At 59.3% G+C, this 21803-nt stretch carries 19 protein-coding genes and 1 tRNA gene; 13 read left to right on the plus strand and 7 right to left on the minus strand.

Going from position 1 to position 21803, the window contains the following annotated elements:
- Positions 1-301 precede the first annotated feature (301 nt).
- From rimP to ACQ4WY_RS27965, 12 genes are all read left to right on the plus strand, one after another.
- Positions 302-790, plus strand: coding sequence for a ribosome maturation factor RimP (gene rimP, locus ACQ4WY_RS27910; protein ID WP_436506875.1), 489 nt, complete (start codon positions 302-304; stop codon positions 788-790).
- A complete protein-coding gene (gene nusA / locus ACQ4WY_RS27915) occupies positions 787-2352 on the plus strand; it encodes a transcription termination factor NusA (protein ID WP_034782529.1) in 1566 nt (521 codons plus the stop codon). The genes rimP and nusA overlap by 4 nt, the downstream gene beginning before the upstream one ends.
- 46 nt (positions 2353-2398) lie before the next feature.
- On the plus strand, positions 2399-5257 hold the full coding sequence (gene infB / locus ACQ4WY_RS27920) for a translation initiation factor IF-2 (RefSeq protein ID WP_353658674.1): 2859 nt from the start codon (positions 2399-2401) through the stop codon (positions 5255-5257).
- Positions 5258-5370: 113 nt separating this feature from the next.
- The gene (gene rbfA / locus ACQ4WY_RS27925; protein ID WP_436506876.1) at positions 5371-5793 is read left to right on the plus strand and encodes a 30S ribosome-binding factor RbfA; all 423 of its coding nucleotides are present in this window, start codon (positions 5371-5373) and stop codon (positions 5791-5793) included.
- A gap of 2 nt (positions 5794-5795) precedes the next feature.
- Positions 5796-6731: a tRNA pseudouridine(55) synthase TruB gene (gene truB, locus ACQ4WY_RS27930; RefSeq protein ID WP_436506877.1), complete on the plus strand. Its 936-nt coding sequence runs from the start codon at positions 5796-5798 to the stop codon at positions 6729-6731.
- Positions 6732-6938: 207 nt separating this feature from the next.
- Positions 6939-8771, plus strand: a complete 1833-nt coding sequence (typA, locus tag ACQ4WY_RS27935) for a translational GTPase TypA (protein WP_176388866.1) — start codon at positions 6939-6941, stop codon at positions 8769-8771.
- A gap of 118 nt (positions 8772-8889) precedes the next feature.
- Positions 8890-9885, plus strand: coding sequence for a tRNA dihydrouridine(20/20a) synthase DusA (dusA, locus tag ACQ4WY_RS27940; protein WP_314606826.1), 996 nt, complete (start codon positions 8890-8892; stop codon positions 9883-9885).
- Positions 9885-10349 (plus strand): hypothetical protein, encoded by a 465-nt coding sequence (locus tag ACQ4WY_RS27945; RefSeq protein WP_436506878.1) that lies wholly within the window; start codon positions 9885-9887, stop codon positions 10347-10349. The genes dusA and ACQ4WY_RS27945 overlap by 1 nt, the downstream gene beginning before the upstream one ends.
- Positions 10350-10867: 518 nt before the next feature.
- A complete protein-coding gene (locus ACQ4WY_RS27950; RefSeq protein WP_436506879.1) occupies positions 10868-12628 on the plus strand; it encodes a methyl-accepting chemotaxis protein in 1761 nt (586 codons plus the stop codon).
- 60 nt (positions 12629-12688) lie between these two features.
- On the plus strand, positions 12689-13036 hold the full coding sequence (locus ACQ4WY_RS27955; protein WP_034760455.1) for an energy transducer TonB: 348 nt from the start codon (positions 12689-12691) through the stop codon (positions 13034-13036).
- Between the two features lie 168 nt (positions 13037-13204).
- Positions 13205-13777, plus strand: a complete 573-nt coding sequence (locus tag ACQ4WY_RS27960; RefSeq protein ID WP_436506880.1) for a hypothetical protein — start codon at positions 13205-13207, stop codon at positions 13775-13777.
- Between the two features lie 150 nt (positions 13778-13927).
- A complete protein-coding gene (locus ACQ4WY_RS27965; protein ID WP_436506881.1) occupies positions 13928-14290 on the plus strand; it encodes a hypothetical protein in 363 nt (120 codons plus the stop codon).
- Between the two features lie 362 nt (positions 14291-14652).
- Here ACQ4WY_RS27965 and ACQ4WY_RS27970 read toward each other — a convergent pair whose 3' ends face one another.
- Positions 14653-15102, minus strand: coding sequence for a hypothetical protein (locus tag ACQ4WY_RS27970; RefSeq protein ID WP_436506882.1), 450 nt, complete (start codon positions 15100-15102; stop codon positions 14653-14655).
- Between the two features lie 347 nt (positions 15103-15449).
- Positions 15450-17555 (minus strand): TonB-dependent receptor family protein, encoded by a 2106-nt coding sequence (locus tag ACQ4WY_RS27975; protein ID WP_436506883.1) that lies wholly within the window; start codon positions 17553-17555, stop codon positions 15450-15452.
- 287 nt (positions 17556-17842) lie between these two features.
- Here ACQ4WY_RS27975 and ACQ4WY_RS27980 point away from each other — a divergent pair, with 287 nt between their 5' ends.
- A complete protein-coding gene (locus tag ACQ4WY_RS27980) occupies positions 17843-18289 on the plus strand; it encodes a response regulator (protein WP_436506884.1) in 447 nt (148 codons plus the stop codon).
- A gap of 28 nt (positions 18290-18317) precedes the next feature.
- Here ACQ4WY_RS27980 and ACQ4WY_RS27985 read toward each other — a convergent pair whose 3' ends face one another.
- From ACQ4WY_RS27985 to ACQ4WY_RS28005, 5 genes are all read right to left on the minus strand, one after another.
- Positions 18318-18614 (minus strand): addiction module antidote protein, encoded by a 297-nt coding sequence (locus ACQ4WY_RS27985; RefSeq protein ID WP_436506885.1) that lies wholly within the window; start codon positions 18612-18614, stop codon positions 18318-18320.
- Positions 18614-18913: a type II toxin-antitoxin system RelE/ParE family toxin gene (locus ACQ4WY_RS27990; protein WP_436506886.1), complete on the minus strand. Its 300-nt coding sequence runs from the start codon at positions 18911-18913 to the stop codon at positions 18614-18616. Before ACQ4WY_RS27990 ends, ACQ4WY_RS27985 begins: the two co-directional genes overlap by 1 nt.
- A 201-nt stretch (positions 18914-19114) precedes the next feature.
- Positions 19115-19190: transfer RNA gene (locus ACQ4WY_RS27995), tRNA-His, on the minus strand.
- A 133-nt stretch (positions 19191-19323) separates the two neighbouring features.
- Positions 19324-20169, minus strand: a complete 846-nt coding sequence (gene murI, locus ACQ4WY_RS28000; RefSeq protein WP_436506887.1) for a glutamate racemase — start codon at positions 20167-20169, stop codon at positions 19324-19326.
- A 67-nt stretch (positions 20170-20236) separates the two neighbouring features.
- Positions 20237-21778 (minus strand): fumarate hydratase, encoded by a 1542-nt coding sequence (locus tag ACQ4WY_RS28005; protein ID WP_086144995.1) that lies wholly within the window; start codon positions 21776-21778, stop codon positions 20237-20239.
- Between the last annotated feature and the right edge of the window lie 25 nt (positions 21779-21803).

Below are 21803 nucleotides of genomic sequence, written 5' to 3' on the forward strand. Positions count from 1 at the left end.
TGCGCGCTCTTGTAACTGTTGTAAGCCGGGCCGCTCCTTGTGTGCGGCATTGCGGCGAAGTTAATAAGAGGTTATAATCTGCAGCCTAATAAAAGTTCTCCGCAGGGTTGTTTGGTGGGGAGTGCTTTCATCTGGTTGGGAAAATACAAGAAGATGGGCAGATGCCCATTTTTTTTTTGTTGAACCGTTTGTAATGGCTCCGCAAGGGGCCATATATGACTTGAATGCGTGTTTTTGCATGTTCTAGGCGCTCAATGTAGCGCTGTCATGCCGAAAACGGGCCTTATTTCTGGAGAATTTCTTGCAGCAGTTGGGATTAATTGAAAAGACAGTTACAGGTCTGGGCTATGAGCTCGTTGATGTCGAACGTGCCGAGCGCGGACTGCTGCGCGTCTTTATTGATTTCAGCGCCGCCGATGCCGCTGAAAAAGGTCCGATCACGGTCGAAGACTGTGCCACGGTGAGTCACCAGTTATCGCATGTGTTGACGGTAGAGAACGTTCCTTACGAGCGTCTCGAGATTTCTTCCCCGGGTCTGGATCGTCCGGTGCGCAAGCTGGAAGACTTTGCCCGTTTCGCAGGCCAGGAAATCATCGTCAAGCTGACTGTGGCGATGCCGGGTACGAACAACCGGAAATCGTTCCAAGGGATCTTGCAAGAACCCGTGGGCGATAAATTGTCGTTGGAATTTGAAGGTAAGGATGGTCCGGCGATGTTGGAGTTTACGCTCGCGGATGTGGATAAGGCACGCTTGGTGCCGCAGGTGGTTTTTAAGGGACGCAAAGCATGAGCCGCGAAGTTTTATTATTGGTTGACGCGCTGGCGCGCGAAAAAAACGTCGATAAAGATGTCGTCTTCGGCGCCCTCGAATTCGCGTTGGCGCAAGCCACGAAGAAACGGTATGAGGGTGAGGTAGACATCCGCGTTTCGATCGACCGCGAAACGGGCGAATTCGAATCGTTCCGCCGCTGGCACGTGGTGCCCGATGAAGCGGGCCTGCAATTGCCGGATCAGGAGATCCTGCATTTCGAGGCAAAAGAACAGATTTCCGATATCGAAGTCGATGACCACATCGAAGAACCGATCGAATCCGTTGAATTCGGCCGCCGTTTCGCCCAGGATACCAAACAGGTCGTCCTGCAGCGCGTACGTGACGCCGAACGCGAACAGATCCTGGTCGACTTCCTGGAACGCGGCGATTCGCTCGTCACCGGCACCATCAAGCGCATGGAACGCGGCGACGCCATCGTCGAATCGGGCAAGATCGAAGCGCGTCTGCCACGCGACCAGATGATCCCGAAAGAGAATCTGCGTATCGGCGACCGTGTGCGTGCTTTCATCTTGCGCATCGACCGCAATATGCGCGGCCCGCAAGTGATTCTGTCGCGCACCGCGCCGGAATTCATCATGAAGCTGTTCGAACTGGAAGTGCCGGAAATCGAGCAAGGCATGCTGGAAATTAAATCCGCAGCCCGCGATGCCGGCGTACGCGCCAAGATCGCCGTCTACACGGCCGACAAGCGCATCGATCCGATCGGTACTTGCGTCGGCATGCGCGGTTCGCGCGTGCAGGCTGTTACCGGCGAACTCGGTGGCGAACGTGTCGACATCGTGCTGTGGTCGGAAGATCCGGCGCAGTTCGTCATCGGCGCCCTGGCGCCGGCGAACGTGTCGTCGATCATGGTCGATGAAGAAAAACACGCGATGGATGTCGTCGTGGACGAAGAAAACCTGGCAATCGCGATCGGCCGTTCCGGCCAGAACGTGCGCCTGGCCTCGGACCTGACCGGCTGGAAGATCAACATCATGACGGCCGAAGAATCGGCTGACAAAGCTGCCCAGGAAACGGCTGCCGTGCGCATCCTGTTCATGGAAAAGCTCGATGTCGACCAGGAAGTGGCCGATATTCTGGTGGAAGAAGGTTTCGCCAGTCTGGAAGAAATCGCTTACGTGCCAATTTCCGAAATGCTGGAAATCGAATCGTTTGACGAAGATACCGTCAATGAACTCCGTACCCGTGCGCGTGATGCGCTCGTGACCGAAGCGATTGCTTCCGAAGAGGGTCTGGAAGGCATGGACGAGGCGTTGGTGGGTCTGGAAGGCATGGACCGCATTACCGCCGGCAAGCTGGGTCTGGCTGGTATCAAGACCGTTGAAGCATTTGCAGCACTGGCATACGACGAATTTGGCGCAATCCTGGCCTTGTCTGCGGACCGTGCGCGTGAACTGATTACAAGTGAATTTAAAGATGTGACCGACGATGAGATGAAGTTGGTTGACTCGAAATATGACGATCGTGCCAAGGCGTTGCAAGCCAAGGCATGGAGTCTGGCCGAATCCGCAAAGGCTTAATTTGAGTATCTTTATCATCTCCGCGACACATAGAAAAGAGGACTGAATGGCGAGTAACAACGTAGCCCAATTTGCCACCGAACTGAAGATGCCTGCAGATTTGCTGCTGACGCAGCTGCGTTCTGCCGGCGTCGAGAAAAGTTCGACGTCAGATCCATTGTCGAAAGATGATAAGGACAAGCTTTTGGATCATCTGCGCCGCACACACGGCGCAGCGGCTGACACAGAAAAGAAAAAAATCACCGTGACCCGCAAGGAAACGACTGAGATCAAGCAAGCTGACGCAACCGGCAAATCGCGCACCATCCAGGTGGAAGTGCGCAAGAAACGCACTTTCGTCCAGCGTGACGAAGCTGCGCCGGTCGCAGCAGAACCGGTCGCGCCTGCCGCACCGGTGATCGATCCCGCCGACGTGGCGCGCCGTGAAGAAGAAGCCCGTAAGCAGGCTGAACTGATCGCCCGCCAGGAAGCCGATCTGCGCGAAAAGCAAGAACGTCTGGCCAAGCTCGACGCGGAAAAAGAAGCCCAGGCGAAAGCCACGCAACAGGCTGAATTGGCTGCGAAGAAAGAAGCTGAAGCGGAAGCGAAGAAAGCCGCTGCCAAGGCTGCCGCAGCGCCTGCCGCCAGCGCCGCTGCGCCTGTTGTTGACGACGCCGCCGCCGAAGCGAAAAAAGCTGCTGCCGCTGAAGAAGCGAAGAAGAAAGCCGCTGCCGCTGCTGTTGCCGCCAAGGAAGCCGCTGACAAAGCGGAAGCCACCGAGCGTGCACGCAAGGCCGTTGCCGACGAAGTTGCCCAGATCAAGGCCATGATGAACGCGCCACGCCGCGCCATCAAGGCACCTGAACCCGTACCGGTTCCGGTCAAGCCGAAGGCGCCGGAAGGCACCTTGCACAAGCCTGCTGACAAGAAACCTGGCGATAAGCCGGGCGACAAGAAGCCTGCAGTTGCAGACAAGAAATCTATCAAGTCGGCCAATGTGTCGTCCACCTGGTCCGATGACGCGAAAAAACGCGGCACCACCGGTGGTCCTAAGCCACGCGGCAATAGCGGCCCAGGCGGCCGTGACAGCTGGCGCGGTGGCGCGAAGGGCCGTCGCCCGACGCACCATGACGACCGTGAATCGAACTTCCAGGCTCCTACGGAAGCCGTCGTCAAAGACGTGCACGTACCGGAAACGATCACCGTGGCCGAATTGGCGCACAAAATGTCCGTCAAGGCATCCGAAGTCATCAAGCATTTGATGAAATTGGGCCAGATGTGCACGATCAACCAGGTGCTGGACCAGGAAACCGCCATGATTCTGGTGGAAGAAATGGGCCACAAGGCGTTCGCCGCCGAACAGGACGATCCGGAAGCGCTGCTGGCCGATGTGGGCGAACACGCGCACTTCGAAACCAAGCCACGCGCACCGGTGGTCACCGTCATGGGTCACGTCGACCATGGTAAGACCTCGTTGCTCGATTACATTCGTCGCGCCAAGGTTGCCTCCGGCGAAGCGGGTGGCATTACGCAGCATATCGGTGCTTACCACGTCGATACGCCACGCGGCATGATCACCTTCCTCGACACCCCGGGTCACGAAGCGTTTACCGCGATGCGTGCCCGTGGCGCCAAGGCAACCGACATCGTTATTCTGGTGGTTGCCGCCGACGATGGCGTGATGCCGCAAACGAAAGAAGCGATTGCCCATGCGAAAGCAGCCGGCGTACCGCTGGTGGTGGCGATCAACAAGGTCGACAAACCAGGTGGCAACGTGGACCGCGTGACGCAGGAACTGGTTGCCGAGCAAGTCGTGCCGGAAGAATACGGTGGCGAATCGCCATTCGTGCCGGTCTCGGCCAAAACGGGTCAAGGTATCGACGACCTGCTGGAACAAGTGCTGTTGCAAGCCGAAGTGCTGGAACTGACGGCACCGGTCGATGCGCCTGCGCGCGGCCTGGTAGTCGAGGCGCGTCTGGACAAGGGCCGTGGTCCTGTCGCGACGATTCTGGTGCAGTCCGGTACCCTGAAACGCGGCGACGTGATTCTGGCTGGCTCTTCGTATGGCCGTGTTCGCGCCATGCTGGACGAGAACGGCAAGTCCATCGCTGAAGCGGGTCCTTCGATTCCGGTCGAAATCCAGGGCTTGACGGAAGTGCCGGTTGCCGGTGAAGAAGTCGTCGTCATGGCTGACGAGCGCAAAGCGCGTGAAATCGGCCTGTTCCGTCAAGGTAAGTTCCGCGACGTGAAACTGGCGAAACAGCAAGCTGCGAAACTGGAAAACATGTTCGACCAGATGGCCGAAGGCGAAGTGAAAAACTTGCCGCTGATCATCAAAACCGACGTGCAAGGTTCGCAAGAAGCGCTGGTCGGTTCGCTGCAGAAACTGTCGACCTCCGAAGTGCGCGTACAAGTTGTTCACGCAGCCGTCGGCGGCATCACGGAATCGGACGTCAACCTGGCAGTCGCCTCGAAAGCGGTCATCATCGGCTTTAACGCCCGTGCTGATGCCCAGGCACGCAAGCTGGCCGAGTCGAATGGCGTGGACATTCGCTACTACAACATCATTTACGATGCGATCGACGAGATCAAATCGGCGTTGTCGGGCATGTTGGCACCAGAGAAACGCGAAACCGTTATCGGCCAGGTCGAGATCCGCCAGGTTATCCTGGTCTCGAAAGTGGGCGCGATTGCCGGTTGCCTGGTCACCGATGGCGTGGTCAAGCGTGCTTCTTCCGTCCGCCTGTTGCGCAACAACATCGTGGTGTGGAGTGGCGAGATCGACTCCCTGAAACGCTTCAAGGACGATGCGAAAGAAGTTCGCGCCGGTCTGGAGTGCGGCCTGTCGCTGAAGAACTACAACGACATTCAGGTTGGCGACACACTGGAAGTGTTCGAAGTCCAGGAAATCGCTCGTACCCTGTAATCACAGCAGTAATGGTGCGGACATAGTGATGTCCGCGCAAACACGTGGGGCGCATTGGTCAACGGGCAACCGTTTGACTCATGCGCCCTGCGGCACTTAGGACAGCATATATCATGGCTAAACATAGCAAAACCATGCCAGCGCGCGGCTTGCGCGTGGCCGACCAGATCCAGCGCGATCTGGCTGAAATCGTCGCCTACGAATTGAAAGACCCGCGCGTCGGCACGATGATCACCATCACCGAAGTGCAGATCACCCCTGACTACGCGCATGCCAAGGTGTTTTTCACGATGTTGAAAGACAGCAAGGAAGCCATCAAGAACACCACCGAAGGCCTGATGGCCGCGTCTAGCTTCATCCGTGGCTTGCTGGGCAAGCGCCTGCACATCCACACCCTGCCGATGCTGCATTTCGTGCACGACAGCTCGACGTCGCGCGGCATGGAAATGTCCTTGCTGATCGACAAGGCCAACGCTACGCGCGCGGCTGACGCCGAGCCGGACGAAAAGCCAGCAGACAAAGTGGACGAGCAATAACAGTGGCGGGTCCGAAGAAACCGCCCGGTATCAAACGGGTGCGCGACCTGGTCGATGGCGTCTTGCTGCTGGATAAGCCCGTGGGCTGGTCCAGCAACGACGCCCTGATCAAGGCCAAGCGCGTGCTGAACGCGAAAAAAGCGGGCCATACGGGTACCCTGGATCCGTTCGCCACGGGCTTGCTACCGCTGTGCTTTGGCGAGGCCACCAAGTTCTCGCAGGACTTGCTGGAAGCCGATAAAACCTACGAAACCCTCGTGCACCTGGGGCAGACGACGGATACGGGCGATACCGAGGGCGAAGTGCTGGAAACGCGCGACGTCAACGTTACCGAAGAGCAGATCGAAGCCGTGCTGGCGCAGTTCCGCGGGCCTATCCTGCAGACGCCGCCCATGTACTCGGCCTTGAAACGGGACGGCAAGCCCTTATATGAGTATGCAAGGGCAGGCATCACCCTGGAGCGCGAAGCGCGCCCGGTGACCATCCACAAGCTCGAGTTCCTCGGCTATGAAGCCCCGTTCCTGAAATTGTCCGTGATGTGCAGCAAGGGCACGTATATCCGCGTGCTGGGCGAAGACATCGGTCATGCCCTCGGTTGCGGCGGCCATCTGAATGCCTTGCGCCGCACGCAGGTGGGCAGCCTGACTTTGGACGGCGTCGTCACCTTGGACGAGTTGACGGCGCATGCCGCGCCGTTGAGCTTGCTGGCGCCCGTCGATGCATTATTGTCGAGTTTCCCCGCCGTTCAGCTGACGGAAGAATTGGCCAAGCGTTTCCTGCATGGCCAGCGCATTGCGCTGGGCAAGGAAGATGTCGCCGTGCCAGCCGAACCGGGCCGTGTGCGCGTATATCACGACAGCAAGCTGCTGGGCACAGGCCAGTTGCAGGAATACAGCATCCTGGCGCCAGAGCGGCTCATCGCCACGGCGCATCAATAAGTCACAGCAACGTCATATTACCCAGCGACACTCTTCAAACAGTGTCGCTTTTTTAAACAAACCGTCCCCGACTGCGGGAGCCGCCAGCATTTTTAGATAGCGTTGCAACGCAACATGCTATACTACGCGGTTCCGGAAATAGATTAGCATTCGGGTATCTCGTACACCTTGTACGCACTCCGCAGTTTTTCAGTAACTACTACGACCATGTCAAATACAAAACGCGCAATTCGTAATATCGCCATTATCGCCCACGTTGACCACGGCAAAACCACGCTGGTGGATCAGCTGCTGCGCCAGTCCGGCACCTTCCGTGAAAACCAAGCGGTCGACACCCGAGTCATGGACTCGAACGACCTGGAAAAGGAGCGCGGCATTACGATTCTGTCGAAGAACTGCGCTGTTGAGTACGAAGGCACCCACATCAACATCGTCGACACCCCAGGCCACGCCGACTTCGGCGGCGAAGTGGAACGTGTTCTGTCGATGGTTGACTCGGTTCTGTTGCTGGTCGATGCACAAGAAGGCCCGATGCCGCAAACCCGTTTCGTCACGCGCAAAGCGCTGGCACTGGGTCTGAAGCCTATCGTCATCGTCAACAAGGTCGACCGTCCAGGCGCGCGCCCGGACTGGGCCATCAACCAGACGTTCGAATTGTTCGACAAGCTGGGCGCTACCGACGAGCAACTGGATTTCCCTATCATTTACGCTTCGGGCCTGAACGGCTATGCCGGCCTGACCGAAGACGTGCGCAGCGGCGACATGAAGCCGATGTTTGACGCCATCCTGGAACACGTTCCAGTACGTGACGACAATCCGGAAGGCCCGCTGCAAATGCAGATCACCTCGCTGGATTACTCGTCGTACGTCGGCAAGATCGGCATTGGCCGCGTCAACCGCGGTACCGTCAAAGTTGGCCAGGACGTGCTGGTCATCAATGGTCCAGGCGCTACGCCTATCAAAGGCCGCATCAACCAGGTGCTGAACTTCAAGGGCCTGGAGCGCGTGCTGGTGGACGAGGCTGTTGCCGGCGACATTTGCCTGATCAACGGTATCGACGAAATCGGCATCGGTTCGACCCTGTGCGCAGTAGATACCCCGGATCCGCTGCCGATGCTGACCGTCGACGAGCCGACCCTGACCATGAACTTCATGGTCAACAACTCGCCACTGGCTGGCCGCGAAGGCAAGTTCGTTACCTCGCGCCAACTGCGTGACCGTCTGGACCGCGAACTGAAAGCCAACGTTGCTCTGCGCGTTTCGCCAACCGACGACGACACTATCTTTGAAGTATCGGGCCGCGGCGAGCTGCACCTGACGATTCTGATCGAAAACATGCGTCGCGAAGGCTTCGAGCTGGCCGTATCGCGTCCACGCGTGGTCTTCAAAATGGTCGATGGCGTGCGCCACGAGCCGTTTGAAAACCTGTCGGTTGACGTTGAAGAAGTCAACCAGGGCGGCGTCATGGAAGAACTGGGCCGTCGTCGTGGCGACCTGCAAAACATGGAATCGGATGGCAAGGGCCGCGTGCGTCTCGAGTACCTGATCCCGGCACGTGGCCTGATCGGCTTCCAGGGCGAATTCATGACCCTGACCCGCGGCACCGGCCTGATGAGCCACGTATTCCATGAATACGCACCAGTCGACAACACCCGTGGCGAAATGGCTGGCCGTCGTAACGGCGTGCTGATCTCGCAAGATGACGGCGCCGCTGTTGCCTACGCTATCTGGAAACTGCAAGACCGCGGCCGCATGTTCGTGTCGCACAATGACCCAGTCTACGAAGGCATGGTCATCGGTATCCACTCGCGCGACAACGATCTGGTCGTCAACCCGATCAAGGGCAAGCAGCTGACCAACGTGCGTTCGTCGGGTACCGACGAAGCGGTGCGCCTGGTACCACCAATTCAGATGTCGCTGGAATACGCAGTCGAATTCATCGAGGACGACGAGCTGGTGGAAATCACGCCTAAATCGATCCGTCTGCGCAAGCGCTTCCTGAAAGAGCACGAGCGTAAAAAAGCGTCGCGTGATTCGTAATCTGTTGTAGAGCATGGCCTGCGGGCCATGCCGCTCCCGGCCCGCTGCGCAGCGTCACCGTTACTGGTGAGGCACGCAGCGGGTTTGTCATTTGCAGCTCCTGTTTTTTGTAGACACCATGACTTCCTCTTCTTTGCCTTCCCGCCGCCTGTCCGTCGCCCCGATGATGGACTGGACCGACCGCCATTGCCGCAAGTTCCACCGCGAAATCACGCGCCACACCTGGCTCTACACCGAGATGGTGACGACGGGCGCGCTCGTGTACGGCGATGTGGAGCGCCACTTGCGCTTCAATGAAGAGGAGCATCCGGTGGCGCTGCAGCTGGGCGGCAGCGACCCGAAGGACCTGGCCACCAGCGCCAAGCTCGGCGAGCAGTGGGGTTACGACGAGGTCAACCTGAACTGCGGCTGCCCGTCCGAGCGCGTGCAAAAGGGCGCGTTTGGCGCCTGCCTGATGGCCGAGCCGCAACTGGTGGCCGACTGCGTGAAAGCCATGCGCGACGTGGTCGATATCGACGTCACGGTGAAACACCGCATCGGCATCGATGACAGCGAGTCCTACGACTTCGTGCGCGATTTCGTCGGCACCGTGGCCGACGCCGGCTGCAAGACGTTTATCGTGCATGCGCGCAACGCCATCCTGAAAGGCCTGAGCCCGAAGGAAAACCGCGAAGTGCCACCCCTGAAATACGATTACGCCTATCGTTTGAAACGTGATTTTCCCCAGTTCGAGTTCATCATCAATGGCGGCATCAAGACGCTGGACGAGATCGACCTGCACCTGCAGCACCTGGACGGTGTCATGCTGGGCCGCGAGGCGTATCACAACCCGTACGTGATGGCGCAGTTTGACCAGCGCTATTACGGTGACGACGCTCCTGTCAAAACGCGCGAACAGGTGCTCGAAGCGATGATTCCCTATATCAGCGCGCAGCTGGAAAAAGAAGCGGGGCGCTTGAAACTGAACAGCGTTACGCGCCACATGCTGGGCCTGATGCAAAACCTGCCCGGCGCGCGCGGTTTCCGCCAGACCTTGTCCGATTCGAAGAAGCTGGCCTCGGGCGACCCCCGCTTGCTGCTGGAAGCGGCGGCGCGCCTGTCCTTGCCTGCCTGATGCGCGGCGATTGCCATGCCCATGCGCAGCAGTTGCATGGCTACCTGCAAGCCGTCAGCGCGCTGAAGGATGATGGCAGCTTGTTTCTTTGCGCGTATCTGGAGCCCATCGCGCCACAGGCATCGCTCGACGCCCTGTGCCGCGCGCTGGAGCTGCCGCCAGATGGCTTGCGCCTGCAGCCTATCGAGACGGTCGCGTGCAGCGGCGTCTTGTGCACGCCGCGCCAGTGGCTGCTCGAGCGCTTGAACCCGATGAGCGAGGTCGACCGCCAGCCGCTCGACGCGCGCCTGTTCGACGGTTTCGAGCGCGAACTGGCCGAACTGCCGGGCGGTGAACCCTGCTGGTATCAACTGGTATCGTCGGGCCAGCGCAGCCTGGCCGGTCAATTGGGCGCCATCTGGAGCGTCTTTGTCTTCGGCACAGAGCGCCACGCCTATGTGCTGCATTGCAGCTGGGACCGCTGATCCAACTTGTCTATACCGCTGCCCCGGCGCAGTGGTATTGTCCGCAGTACCCCTTCCTCTGAGCACCCCTCCCAAAACGATGTCATATGGCTATGCCATGTGTTGTAAATGCGCTGTTTCGGCGCACGCCCGCACTGTCGTGGGGCATTTCTATGGGGCAAGAAACGGTGTTGTTGCCATTTCCCCGAAGAAAGTTAATCAGCCATTTATTCAGGTACTTATTGCTTGCTTTGAGGCAAAATTTACACCTATAATTGATTATAGACAAATATTTCTCATATGAATGTTTGATGTTGATCTCACATCAACGGTGTCAAAAATTCAGCGTGCGGAACAAGTTGCATTCGCAGTCACTGGCGTTTTCAGGGCTGTTGTAAACCAGGAAGTACCTCAGGCTGCGTGCGGCCGGATACCGCCAGCATACCAATGGGTAAGGGCGGATACCGGTGTTGCGCAGCCTTCGTCTTGTCGTGCCGGGCAAAAATCCTTATCAATAGTTTCATTTACGAAGAGCCGAAATGAATTTAGCAAAAATGAAGGTTGGTACCCGCCTGGGCCTGGGTTTCGCCCTGGTACTGGTTCTGCTGGTGGCCGTGACCGTCCTCGGCATCGCGCGCATGGCGCAAATCCAGGAACGTCTCGATCACGTGATCAATGTCAACAACGTCGTCACCCGCCTGGTGATCGACATGCGTGGCAACGTCAGCGACCGCATCACCTCGCTGCGCATCCTGACCCTGATGACCGACGCGAGCGATATGGAGCCGGAAATGGCGCGTATCAAGACGCAAACGAGCACCTATCAGGAAACGCAGAAGAAGCTTGAAGAGAAATTCGCCGTCGAGTCGACTCCTGAAGAAAAAGCCTTGCTGACTTCGATCAAGGAATATGAAGCGGCCGCCATGCCGGCCATCGCCAAGGCGTCGGCCCTGTGGATGGCCAACGATGCGGAAGGCGCCACGCGCGTGATGATCAAGGAAATCCGCCCGGTACAGAAAAAATGGATGGAAGCGCTGGAGCAACTGGCCGTGCTGGAAGACAAGCTCAATGAGCAAATGCAATCGGACGCCCGCAAGGCCTTCGACAGCGCGCGCCTGTTCATGATCATCCTCGGCGTAATGGCCGTGGCGATGGGCGTGGCGGCGGCACTGGTGATCACCCGCGGCCTGCTGAAACAGCTGGGCGGCGAGCCGGACTACACGGCATCGATCGCCGGCAGCATCGCCAATGGCGACCTGTCGATCGGCATCCACACCCAGCCTTCCGATACGTCCAGCCTGCTGGCGGAAATGAAGGAAATGCGCAACAGCCTGGTGGGCATCGTCGGCCAGGTGCGCGTCGGTACGGAAACCATCGGCACGGCGTCGCGCGAGATTGCCGACGGCAATATCGACTTGTCGTCGCGAACGGAAATGCAGGCCAGCGCGCTGGAAAAAACGGCCTCGGCCATGGAAGAGCTGACCTCGACCGTGAAACAGAATGCGGACAATGCGCGCGAAGCCAACAAGCTGGCCGCCACCGCCTCGGACGTGGCCCTGAAGGGCGGCTCCGTGGTGTCGCAAGTGGTTGACACCATGAGCTCGATCAATGAATCGGCGAAGAAAATTGTCGACATTATCGGCGTGATCGATGGCATCGCCTTCCAGACCAACATCCTGGCGCTGAACGCGGCCGTGGAAGCGGCACGTGCCGGCGAGCAAGGCCGCGGCTTTGCCGTGGTGGCGTCTGAAGTGCGCAACCTGGCCCAGCGTTCCGCCGGCGCGGCGAAAGAAATCAAGATCCTCATCGACGATTCGGCCGAGAAGACAGAACGTGGTACGCGCCTGGTCGGCCAGGCTGGCGTGACGATGGGCGAAGTGGTCGACAGCGTGCGCCGCGTGACCGACATCATGAGCGAGATCGCCAGTGCCAGCCAGGAACAAAGCGCCGGCATCGAACAGGTTAACCTGTCGATCATCGAGATGGATGGCATGACGCAGCAAAATGCGGCCCTGGTGGAGCAGGCAGCTGCCGCGGCGCAAAGCTTGCAAGACCAGGCGGCCGAACTGGCCCACGTGGTCAGCATCTTCAAACTGGTCGAAGGCGAAGAGAAACCGGCAGCGTATGTGCCGGCACCCGTGGCCGTCGCACCAGTGGCCGTGCGCAAGCCGGCGCCGGCATTGCGCCCGGTGAAGTCGCTGACTCGCAAGGCTGACGCGGCCGCTCCCGTGGCTGCTCCTGCTCCTGCGCCACGCAAGGCGGCAGGCGCCGGCAGCAATGACGAGTGGGAAGAGTTTTAAGCGCGGCCAACAGCGCACAGGAAGTTGTAATTACCGTATCTGATAATCATGGGGAAGCACATGTTTGAGAATAAGCGTTTGATGAGTGTTGCAGCAGCCTTGCTGGTGTCCGTTTCTTCCGCAGCCTTCGCTGCCGAGGTGCCGGCGTCGTTCGATGCCAAGAACTGCAAGGCCGACTATCCGAAAGCCTCGCTGATGAACGAAGAGCAGGGCACCGTGTCGATGTCCTTCCTGGTCAATGCGGATGGTAGTGTTGCCGATTCGAAAGTCGAGAAGAGCAGCGGCTTCAAGAATCTGGACAAGGCCGCCATCAAGGCGTTGTCCGCGTGCAAGTTCAAGCCTGGCACCAAGGATGGTGCCGCGGCGCAAACCTGGACCAAGGTCGATTACGCCTGGAAGCTGGACTGATCCACGTATCGCCGGGAGCCTGGCTCCCGGCATGGCCGTCTCCGCTACGGGCGGCGCTTGCAAGGGTGCCGCCCGTTCTGTTATGTGCGCCAGCCAACGGCGCTGTCGCCGCCGATTCTGTTACCCTCGAAACATACCTTCGGGATCTCCCACCACAAGAGGCCTACCATGCAGCGCATCCTGACACTTTCCTCCCTGGCCGCCACCGGCTTGCTGATTTCCGCCTGCGCATCGCTGGGCACGCCCGTGGGTTTGCAGGCGGGACAGACCGTGGCCGTCGTCAATAGCCTGAGTTGGGACAATCCCATGACTGGCAAGCGCGACGGCGTGCGTACCAGCTGGCCTGTCAAGGATGGCAAGATTGCCCCTGAATATTTTCCACTGGCCCAATTGAAGCAATGCGAGGCCGGCGGCACGTCTTGCGCATGGGGCGTGATGCGGGCGCAGCGCGCCGCGCCCACGCTCGCTTACGCGGACGGCGGCGTGGACCTGGCTGTGAGCGTAGCGATCGACGTGGCGCGGCGCCAGGATGCGCGCCAGGGCGAGACGCAAACGGCGATGGCAATTCCGCAGGATGTGGCCGCACTGGCTGGCCGGCAACAGGTGCAGCGCAACTGGAAATTGAAGTATGGCAAGGTCGAGCAGGTCGAGCTCGATTACGGCGTGCGCTACCAGGTGTGCGTGCAGCGCTACGATGCCGCCGGCAAGGCCATCGATACGTGCGCGATTCCGTTTATTTGAGGAAACATGCCGCGCGGGCCGCTTGTGGCGGCTTTGCCACATTTCATGTTGCGGCATGCGTCGGGGTGTAACAATCGGTAAAAGCACAGCAAAGCACGGCGTAATTTCTTATAGTACTTAATTAAGGTAGTACACATTAGGAGAATTGCGATGAAAACCCTGTTGGCAGTAATTTCGCTGGCCGCCCTGGGCGGCTGCGTCGTGGCCCCACCCGGGCCCGCGTATTACGGTTCGCGTGCGCCGCAGGGGGCCTACAATCCCTATGAATGGCGTACGGTTTCGTCCGAACCGGTGCAGTCGGGCCGCGTGATGAGCGAACCGCGCGTGGAATACACGAATGAGCCCGTCTACGTGCAGCAGCCCGTGTATGTGCCGGCGCCCGTGTACGCGCCGCAACCGTATTATTACAATCCGCCCGTATCGATCGGGCTGGATTTCATGTTCGGCTTTGGGCGCTACGGTGGACACCGCGGCGGCTGGGGCGGGTATGGGCGTTACCACGGCCGCCGTTAGTCATCGATTATTGGCCATCTGGCGTGACAATGCGAATGCGCGCCGTGCTTCATGATATGCGAAGCACGGCGCGCATTGTCATTTGGCGGGCACGACCGGGTAGCGGAATCAGTGGAAATACACGGAACCCTGGTGCAGCACGTCCGCCGAGCACAGGATGTACATCGCCGCCGCTGCCAGACCTATTTGCAAGGCGCCAAAGCTGATCGGGATGAGGCGGGACATGTCGTACTCCTGAGTGGTGTGGGGTGTTATCAGGTTTTCATCATAGTATGAATTAATGCCTTTGGGCATCGGAAAAATGTCCGCCACCATGTAGGACAACACCTCGCGCCTGGTGCTCCGCCTCGCTATCCGGCCGCTTAGCGGTTTTTCCAGCGCACCACCGCTTCTTCCGGCGCCGTGTCCGGCACGTTCGAGATCGCCAGCCAGTGCGTCAGGCGTTCCGGGTGCTTGAGATTGATGCCCATGCCATCGATGATGCCGACCTGTTCCAGCATGCGCGCGTCGATTTTCGCTTTCGACACCGTGGGCGCGCCCATGACCATGCGGTCGTACGCCTTGCGCGCCTTGTGTTCCCACTTGTGCAGATTGCTTTCGTCGAAGCGGTTCGCTTCGAAATACACGGTCAGGGTGCCATCGAGGTTGCCAAAGCCGACTATGCCCGCGCCTTTGCGGATGGTGGAGGTGTTGGCGATGTCAAATTCCGCCGTGGGCACGAATATGCCGGCGCGGCCATCGATGTCAGGACGTCCCACGGGGGTTTCCTTGCCGTAGGAACTCGTTTCGGTAATGTTTTTTTCTGCAGACATGGTGCGTGTGTGGTGGCCGTGCCGGGAGCGCAATCGGGCCCGGCAGCGCCAGTCATCCTGTTCAAAAAAATGCGTGCTGATGATCAGGGCGGGGTAGGGGCCCTGGCGGAGCGATGCTTGGCATTGCTTGATACTCCACTATTGTAGCGTCAATTTAATTCTTCTTGGCAACATTTACTGAAAATTATGCTTCCGTTTTTGTCCATGAAAGAAGCCGCTCGGCCAGGTGTGAACTGCAAGCCGGCACGACCAGGCCCGGCAGCATCTTCGCGAAATGGAGGACGTAAAAAAAACCTGCATCGACATGACAACGATGCAGGTTTTTTTGTCAGGAGCGCTGTCGACGGTTAAAACGCCAGGCGGCCCTGCAGGTAGACCATGCGTGGCGCGCCCACTATCTTGCCCAGGTTGCCGTCCGAGGTGCGCGTAAAGTAGCGCTTGTCGCTCAGGTTGTTAACGCCGGCAACCAGTTCCAGGCCGTTCTGGCCCGGCACTTTCCATTTCACTTGCGTGTTCCAGGTACGGAAGCCGGGAATGACACCCAGGTTGCCGGCCGCGTTTTCCGCCACGGTGTTGGCTTCGTCGGCGAATTGGCGGCTTTGGTGGCTGCTCGACAGGTCGAAGCCCCAGGCGCCCAGCTGGTAGTGGGCGCCGACGGTATCCGTGTTGCGCGAATAGAAGGGCACGTCATTACCAGCGTTCACGCCATCCTGCAAGGTCGCCTTGGTGTAGGTGTAGGTGGCGTAGGCATTCAAGCCTGCCAGCGGGCCGGACTGGTCGAAATGGTAGTCGATGGCCGTTTCCAGACCCCGGTGATGCGTGGCGCCCACGTTGTAGAAGATGGCGTTCTCGCCGCTGCCGACGGACTGGATCTGGTTGTCGAACTTGATGTTGAACAAGGTCGCTTCGGCAGACAGCTGGCTACTCTTCCAGCGTACGCCCAGCTCGGCCGTTTTCGCCAGTTCCGGCTGCAGCGGATTCTTGTCCGATTGCGAATTGAGCTGCGTATTTTGCACGGCGCCAAACGAGCTGTTGTAGTTGCTGAACAGGGTCACATTGTTGTTGAGCAAGTAGGCCACGTTCAGCGAGGGCAGGGCCTTGTTGTTGAGTAATTCGATCTTCTGGTCGGTCGGCAAGTGGTTGAAGCGTTCCGTCTTGATGTGCTCGTAGCGCACGCCGGGCGTGATGCGCCAGGCATCGATGGCGATCTTGTCGTCGATATACACGGCCTGTGCATCGGTCGAATTGTCGGCGAAGCGCGTCGGCTTTTGTTGTACGCCGCTGGCGATGACGACGTTGTAGATGGTTTCATCGGCCCGTTCGGCCAGGTAGCGGTAGCCGACGGTGACGTCCTGCGATACCTTGCCGGTCGTGAAGCGCTGCGTGTAGCGCGGCTCGATGGCCGTCGTTTCATAGTTGCGCGGCTGATGGCCCAGGTTTTTCCCGCTGATCAGGATGCTTTCGCGCGAGCTCTTGTTGTAATACGCGCGCACCTCGAACTCCTGAGTGCCGGAGATGGCATTCAGGTAGCCGATGTCGAAGGCCTTGCGCTCGCCGCTCCAGTAGTCGGTGGGGCGCGTGTTCTGGAATGGATCGGCCTTGTATTGCGCCGTGGTCAAGCCGCCCGGCGTGCGCGACGTCACGTCATAGTAGGACAGCTTGCCGTACACCTCGGCTGTGGGGCTCAGGTCGTAGCGGAATTTGAGGGCGAAATCGTTGACCTTCTCGTCGCTCCCCACGCGCCAGTCGCTGCCGCGGATGCCGGAATACAGCACCGCCAAGCCCAGGCCGCTGTCGAGCTGGGTGCCGGCAAAGACGCTGGCCTGCGTATTGTGACCCACTTCGCTGTACGCGTTATAGCGTACGGTGGCGTCGCCCGTGATGCCTGGCGTGGTGGGCACGCGGCGTGTCTTGAAGTTGATGATGCCGCCCACGTTTTGCGGGCCGAAGCGTACGGCGCCGCCGCCGCGCACCACGTCGACCGTCTCGACATTGGCCAGGCTGACGGGCGCGAAAGACAGCTGCGGCTGGCCATACGGCGCGACCGACATCGGGACGCCATCAAGCAAGACCGTGCTGCGTGGGGAATAGCGTCCGGCCAGGCCGCGCACGCCGATATTCAGGGAGATGGCGCTGCCGGCGCTGCCCGAGTTGTCGCTGATCTGTACGCCGGGAATGCGGCGCATCACGTCGCTGAGGCTGGTCGCGCCCGAGTTGTCGATATCGTCCTTTTGCACCACCGTGCGGGCGCCCGCGAAATTCTTCGTGCTGGCGGCCATGCTGGTGCCCAGCAGGTTGCTGCTGACCTGGATGGATTCCAGGATGGGACCGGCGTTAGCAGCTGTATTGGCATCCTGCGCCTGCGCGGCTAGCGGGGCGCCCAGGCAGGCGAGGGCGATGGCCAGCGCGCACGGGCGCAGCGACAAGGGCAGTGGGGAAAGTGTGGCAGCCATGCATGGATCTCCGTAATGACAATGTTTGCGCGGGCAATCGGGCGGCGCGACAACATCGTAGCGTGAGCATCCTGCGCAAGGGGATAAGAATGATAATGATTCTCATTTTATCCGTCAATTGCGAATAGCGCGTAGTGGCCGTATGTCTGCCTGCGGATGGGGAAGTGTTGCTGGTGCGGTACAGCGGGCGACCTGGATTGCCGCTTGGCACCATTGCTGGGGTGCGGCGGCATTGCCTGCGCTTCTTGTATACTCCCACTTTTGCAGCCCTCAGACGTGAACGTACAATGAGCCAGACAACTGAAACGACAACAGGCAATCCCCCCGTGGAACGCCGCCAGGGCGACCAGCCGGCAAGTGCTGCGCGCAAGCTCAATCTGCTGGTGGTCGATGACAACCAGGAAGTGGGCGAATCGCTGGCCATGCTGCTCGAAGCGCTGGGTCACCACGCCGTGGTGGTGCGCAACTGGCAGATGGCTGTCGAGCAAGTCAAGCTGTGCGTGCCCGACGCCGTCTACCTCGACATCGAAATGCCCGGCATCAGCGGCATCGAAATCGGCCGCCGCCTGCACCACAATCCCGAGACGGCCAACGCCGTGCTGATCGCCGTTACCGGCCACAGCTTGCCCATGTACATGGACGACGCGCTGGCCGCGGGCTTCCGCCACTTCCTCGTGAAACCCGTGCGCCTGGAAGACCTGGCAACGACGGTGCAGTCGGTGCTGGCGGGCTAGTCTTTCCGCTGCCTCGGCTGCTGGGTGGTCAGGTGTTCAGCGCTGCGGCGCGGAACTGCAAGCCGAGTGCATGCGTCACCTTCAAAATGGTGTCGAAGCTCGGATTGCCTTCGCCGGACAGGGCCTTGTACAAACTTTCCCGTCCCAGTCCTGTATCTTTGGCAAGTTGCGTCATGCCGCGCGCCTTGGCAATGTTGCCGAGTGCTTTGGCGATGAAGGATGCGTCGCCGCCGGCTTCTTCCAGGCAAGCTTCAAAGTAGGCGACTATATCCTCTTCGGTTTTGAGGTGCTGTGCGCTATCCCATTTGTTGAGTTTTTGTATCATCAGATCTCCTGGAGTGCTTGCGCGAGCCGCTGCGCCGTTTTGATATCTTTCCCCTGCGTTGACTTGTCGCCGCCAGCGAGCAGGATGATTACTTCTATGCCGCGCTGAGTGAAATAAACGCGGTAGCCGGGACCATAATCAATGCGCATTTCCGAAACACCAGCACCGACATGTTTGCAATCGCCAAAGTTGCCATCTTCGGCACGATCAATACGGGCCTGGATGCGGAAAAACGCTTTCCGATCCTTTAGCTTGCTGAACCAGTTATCGAACGTGGTGGTGGTGTGGACGCTTTTCACGCATACAAGTGTATTCTTTGGGATACGAAAAATCAAGCGTATGCGTCAATTTTGACTGCCGCGCACAGCTTGGATTTTTCTGATGCACTCGCCTGACATGTTGTGGGAGAAGAGGGCGGATGTTGCCTCATGTATGTGCGCTGGAATGAAAAAAGGGTTACATACCGAAGCATGTAACCCTCTAATTTACCACTAATTCTGTGGGGTGGCTGATGGGGCTCGAACCCACGACAACAGGAATCACAATCCTGGACTCTACCAACTGAGCTACAGCCACCACTGTCTTACTTACCTGTTTAGCTGTTTTGCTGAACAGGTGCCGAATTATACAAAGAACTCGGCAAAGTGGCAAATCTAAATGCAGTCTTTTTTAAAGAATCGAAAGATTGCATGAAAACGGTCGTTTTCGCTCATACGGACAGGTGTTCGACGGGGGGCTGCAAGCCCAGCAATCCGGCGAAGGCTTTCGCCAGGGATTCGACACTGGCCGTCGTGTAGCCCTGCAGTCGCGGTGCGTCGTTGTTGATGCAGCGAAAGCTTGCCGCGTCGAGCAGGCGGGCCAGCTGGCGTGCCACGGCGTCGCCCGTGTCCACCAGCGTGATCTGTTCCTGTGTATGCGCGCGCACCGTACGTACGATGGCGTCCTGCACGAAGGGGTAGTGCGTGCAGCCGAGTACCAGCGTATCGACGCCTTGCGCCAGCATGGGGGCGATGTAGCGTTCCAGCATGGCGCTGGTGGCATCGACCGGGTCGTTGCCCAGCTCGCATTGCTCGATGCGGTCGGCCAGGCCGATGCAGGGCTGCAAGATGAACGTGGCGCCCGTGGCGGCGCTCACCTGTTCGCGCAGGGCCAGCAGCTTGTCGCCGCGCAAGGCGCGTTCCGTGGCCAGCACGGCGATCTTGCCGTTGCGGCTGATGCTGGCCGCCGGTTTCAAGCCCGGTTCGACGCCGACGATGGGCAGGTCAGGGTAGCGCGCGCGCAGCGCCTTGATGGCGGCGATGGTGGCCGTGTTGCACGCCACCACCAGCGCCTTGGCGCCTTGCTGCAATAAGAAGGCGGTGATCGCCAGCGAACGGTCGACCACTTGCTGTTCCGTCTTGTCGCCATATGGCGCATAGGCGGAATCGGCAAAGTAGATCAGGTCTTCCTGGGGCAGCTGCGCGCGGATATGGCGCAGCACCGACAGGCCGCCCACGCCGGAGTCAAAAATGCCGATGGGGGCGTCTGGGCGGGCAGTGCTTGCTGTAAAAGTCATAGGGAACCGTTGATGATAAAAAAACGCCGCGCTGATGTTGCCGCGCGGCGTCTATGGTAGAGCTTGTTTAAGCGACCGTCACAGGAATCTTGCTGACGCTATTGAGTTGCTCGATCTTCGCTTGCCACTCTTTCGGGCCCGTGTTGTGCACCGAGGTGCCTTTCGCATCCACGGCCACCGTCACCGGCATGTCGACGACGTCGAATTCGTAGATGGCTTCCATACCCATGTCGGCAAAGCCCAGCACCTTGGCGTGCTTGATGGCTTTCGACACCAGGTAGGCGGCGCCGCCTACGGCCATCAGGTAGGCCGACTGGTGCTTCTGGATAGATTCGATGGCGACGGGACCGCGCTCGGCCTTGCCGATCATGGCGATCAGGCCCGTTTTTTCCAGCATCATGTCGGTGAACTTGTCCATGCGCGTGGCGGTGGTCGGACCGGCCGGGCCGACGGCTTCGTCGCGCACCGGGTCGACGGGGCCGACGTAATAGATTACGCGGTTCTTGAAATCGACCGGCAATTCTTCGCCCTTGGCCAGCATGTCCTGGATGCGCTTGTGTGCGGCGTCGCGGCCCGTCAGCATCTTGCCGTTCAACAGCAAGGTCTGGCCCGGCGTCCACGAAGCGACTTCTTCTTTCGTCAGGGTATTCAGGTCGACGCGCTTGGATTTTTCCGTGTCCGGCGTCCAGTGCACTTCCGGCCACGACGACAGCGATGGCGGCGTCATGTAGGCAGGGCCCGAGCCGTCGAGCACGAAGTGGCCGTGGCGCGTGGCGGCGCAGTTCGGGATCATGGCGACTGGCTTCGACGCGGCGTGCGTCGGGTGCATCATGATTTTGACGTCGAGCACGGTCGTCAAGCCGCCCAGGCCCTGCGCGCCGATGCCCAGCGAGTTGATCTTGTCGCACAGCTCGATACGCAGTTCTTCCAGCTTGTTCTGTGGGCCGCGTTGTTTCAGCTCAAACATGTCGATGTCTTCCATCAACACCTCTTTTGCCATCAGCATGGCTTTTTCGGCTGTGCCGCCGATGCCGATGCCCAGCATGCCAGGCGGGCACCAGCCAGCGCCCATGGTTGGCACGGTTTTCATGACCCAGTCCACCAGCGAATCGGACGGGTTCATCATGATCATCTTGGATTTGTTTTCCGAACCACCGCCCTTGGCAGCGACTTTCACGTCGACGGTATTGCCTTCGACCAGTTCCATGTGCACCACGGCTGGCGTGTTGTCCTTGGTGTTCTTGCGGTCGAAATGCGGGTCGGCCACGATGGAGGCGCGCAGCTTGTTGTCGTCGAAGTTGTACGCACGGCGCACGCCTTCGTTGACGGCGTCGGTAACGGTGCCGGAGAAGCCTTCGAAGCGCACGCCCATGCCGATTTTCAGGAAGACGTTGACGATACCCGTGTCCTGGCAAATCGGACGCTTGCCTTCCGCGCACATGCGCGAGTTGGTCAGGATTTGCGCGATCGCATCTTTTGCCGCCGGGCTTTGCTCGGCCGCGTAGGCGCGCGCCAGGTGCTCGATGTAATCAGCAGGGTGGTAGTAGCTAATGTACTGCAACGCTGCGGCGACGGATTCGATCAGGTCTTCTTGCTTTATGACAGTCATGGTGTTCTCGCGGTGGATAAGAAGG

Source organism: Janthinobacterium salmonicoloratum (genome assembly GCF_051380845.1).
GTDB classification, from domain to species: Bacteria; Pseudomonadota; Gammaproteobacteria; order Burkholderiales; family Burkholderiaceae_D; genus Janthinobacterium; species Janthinobacterium lividum_F.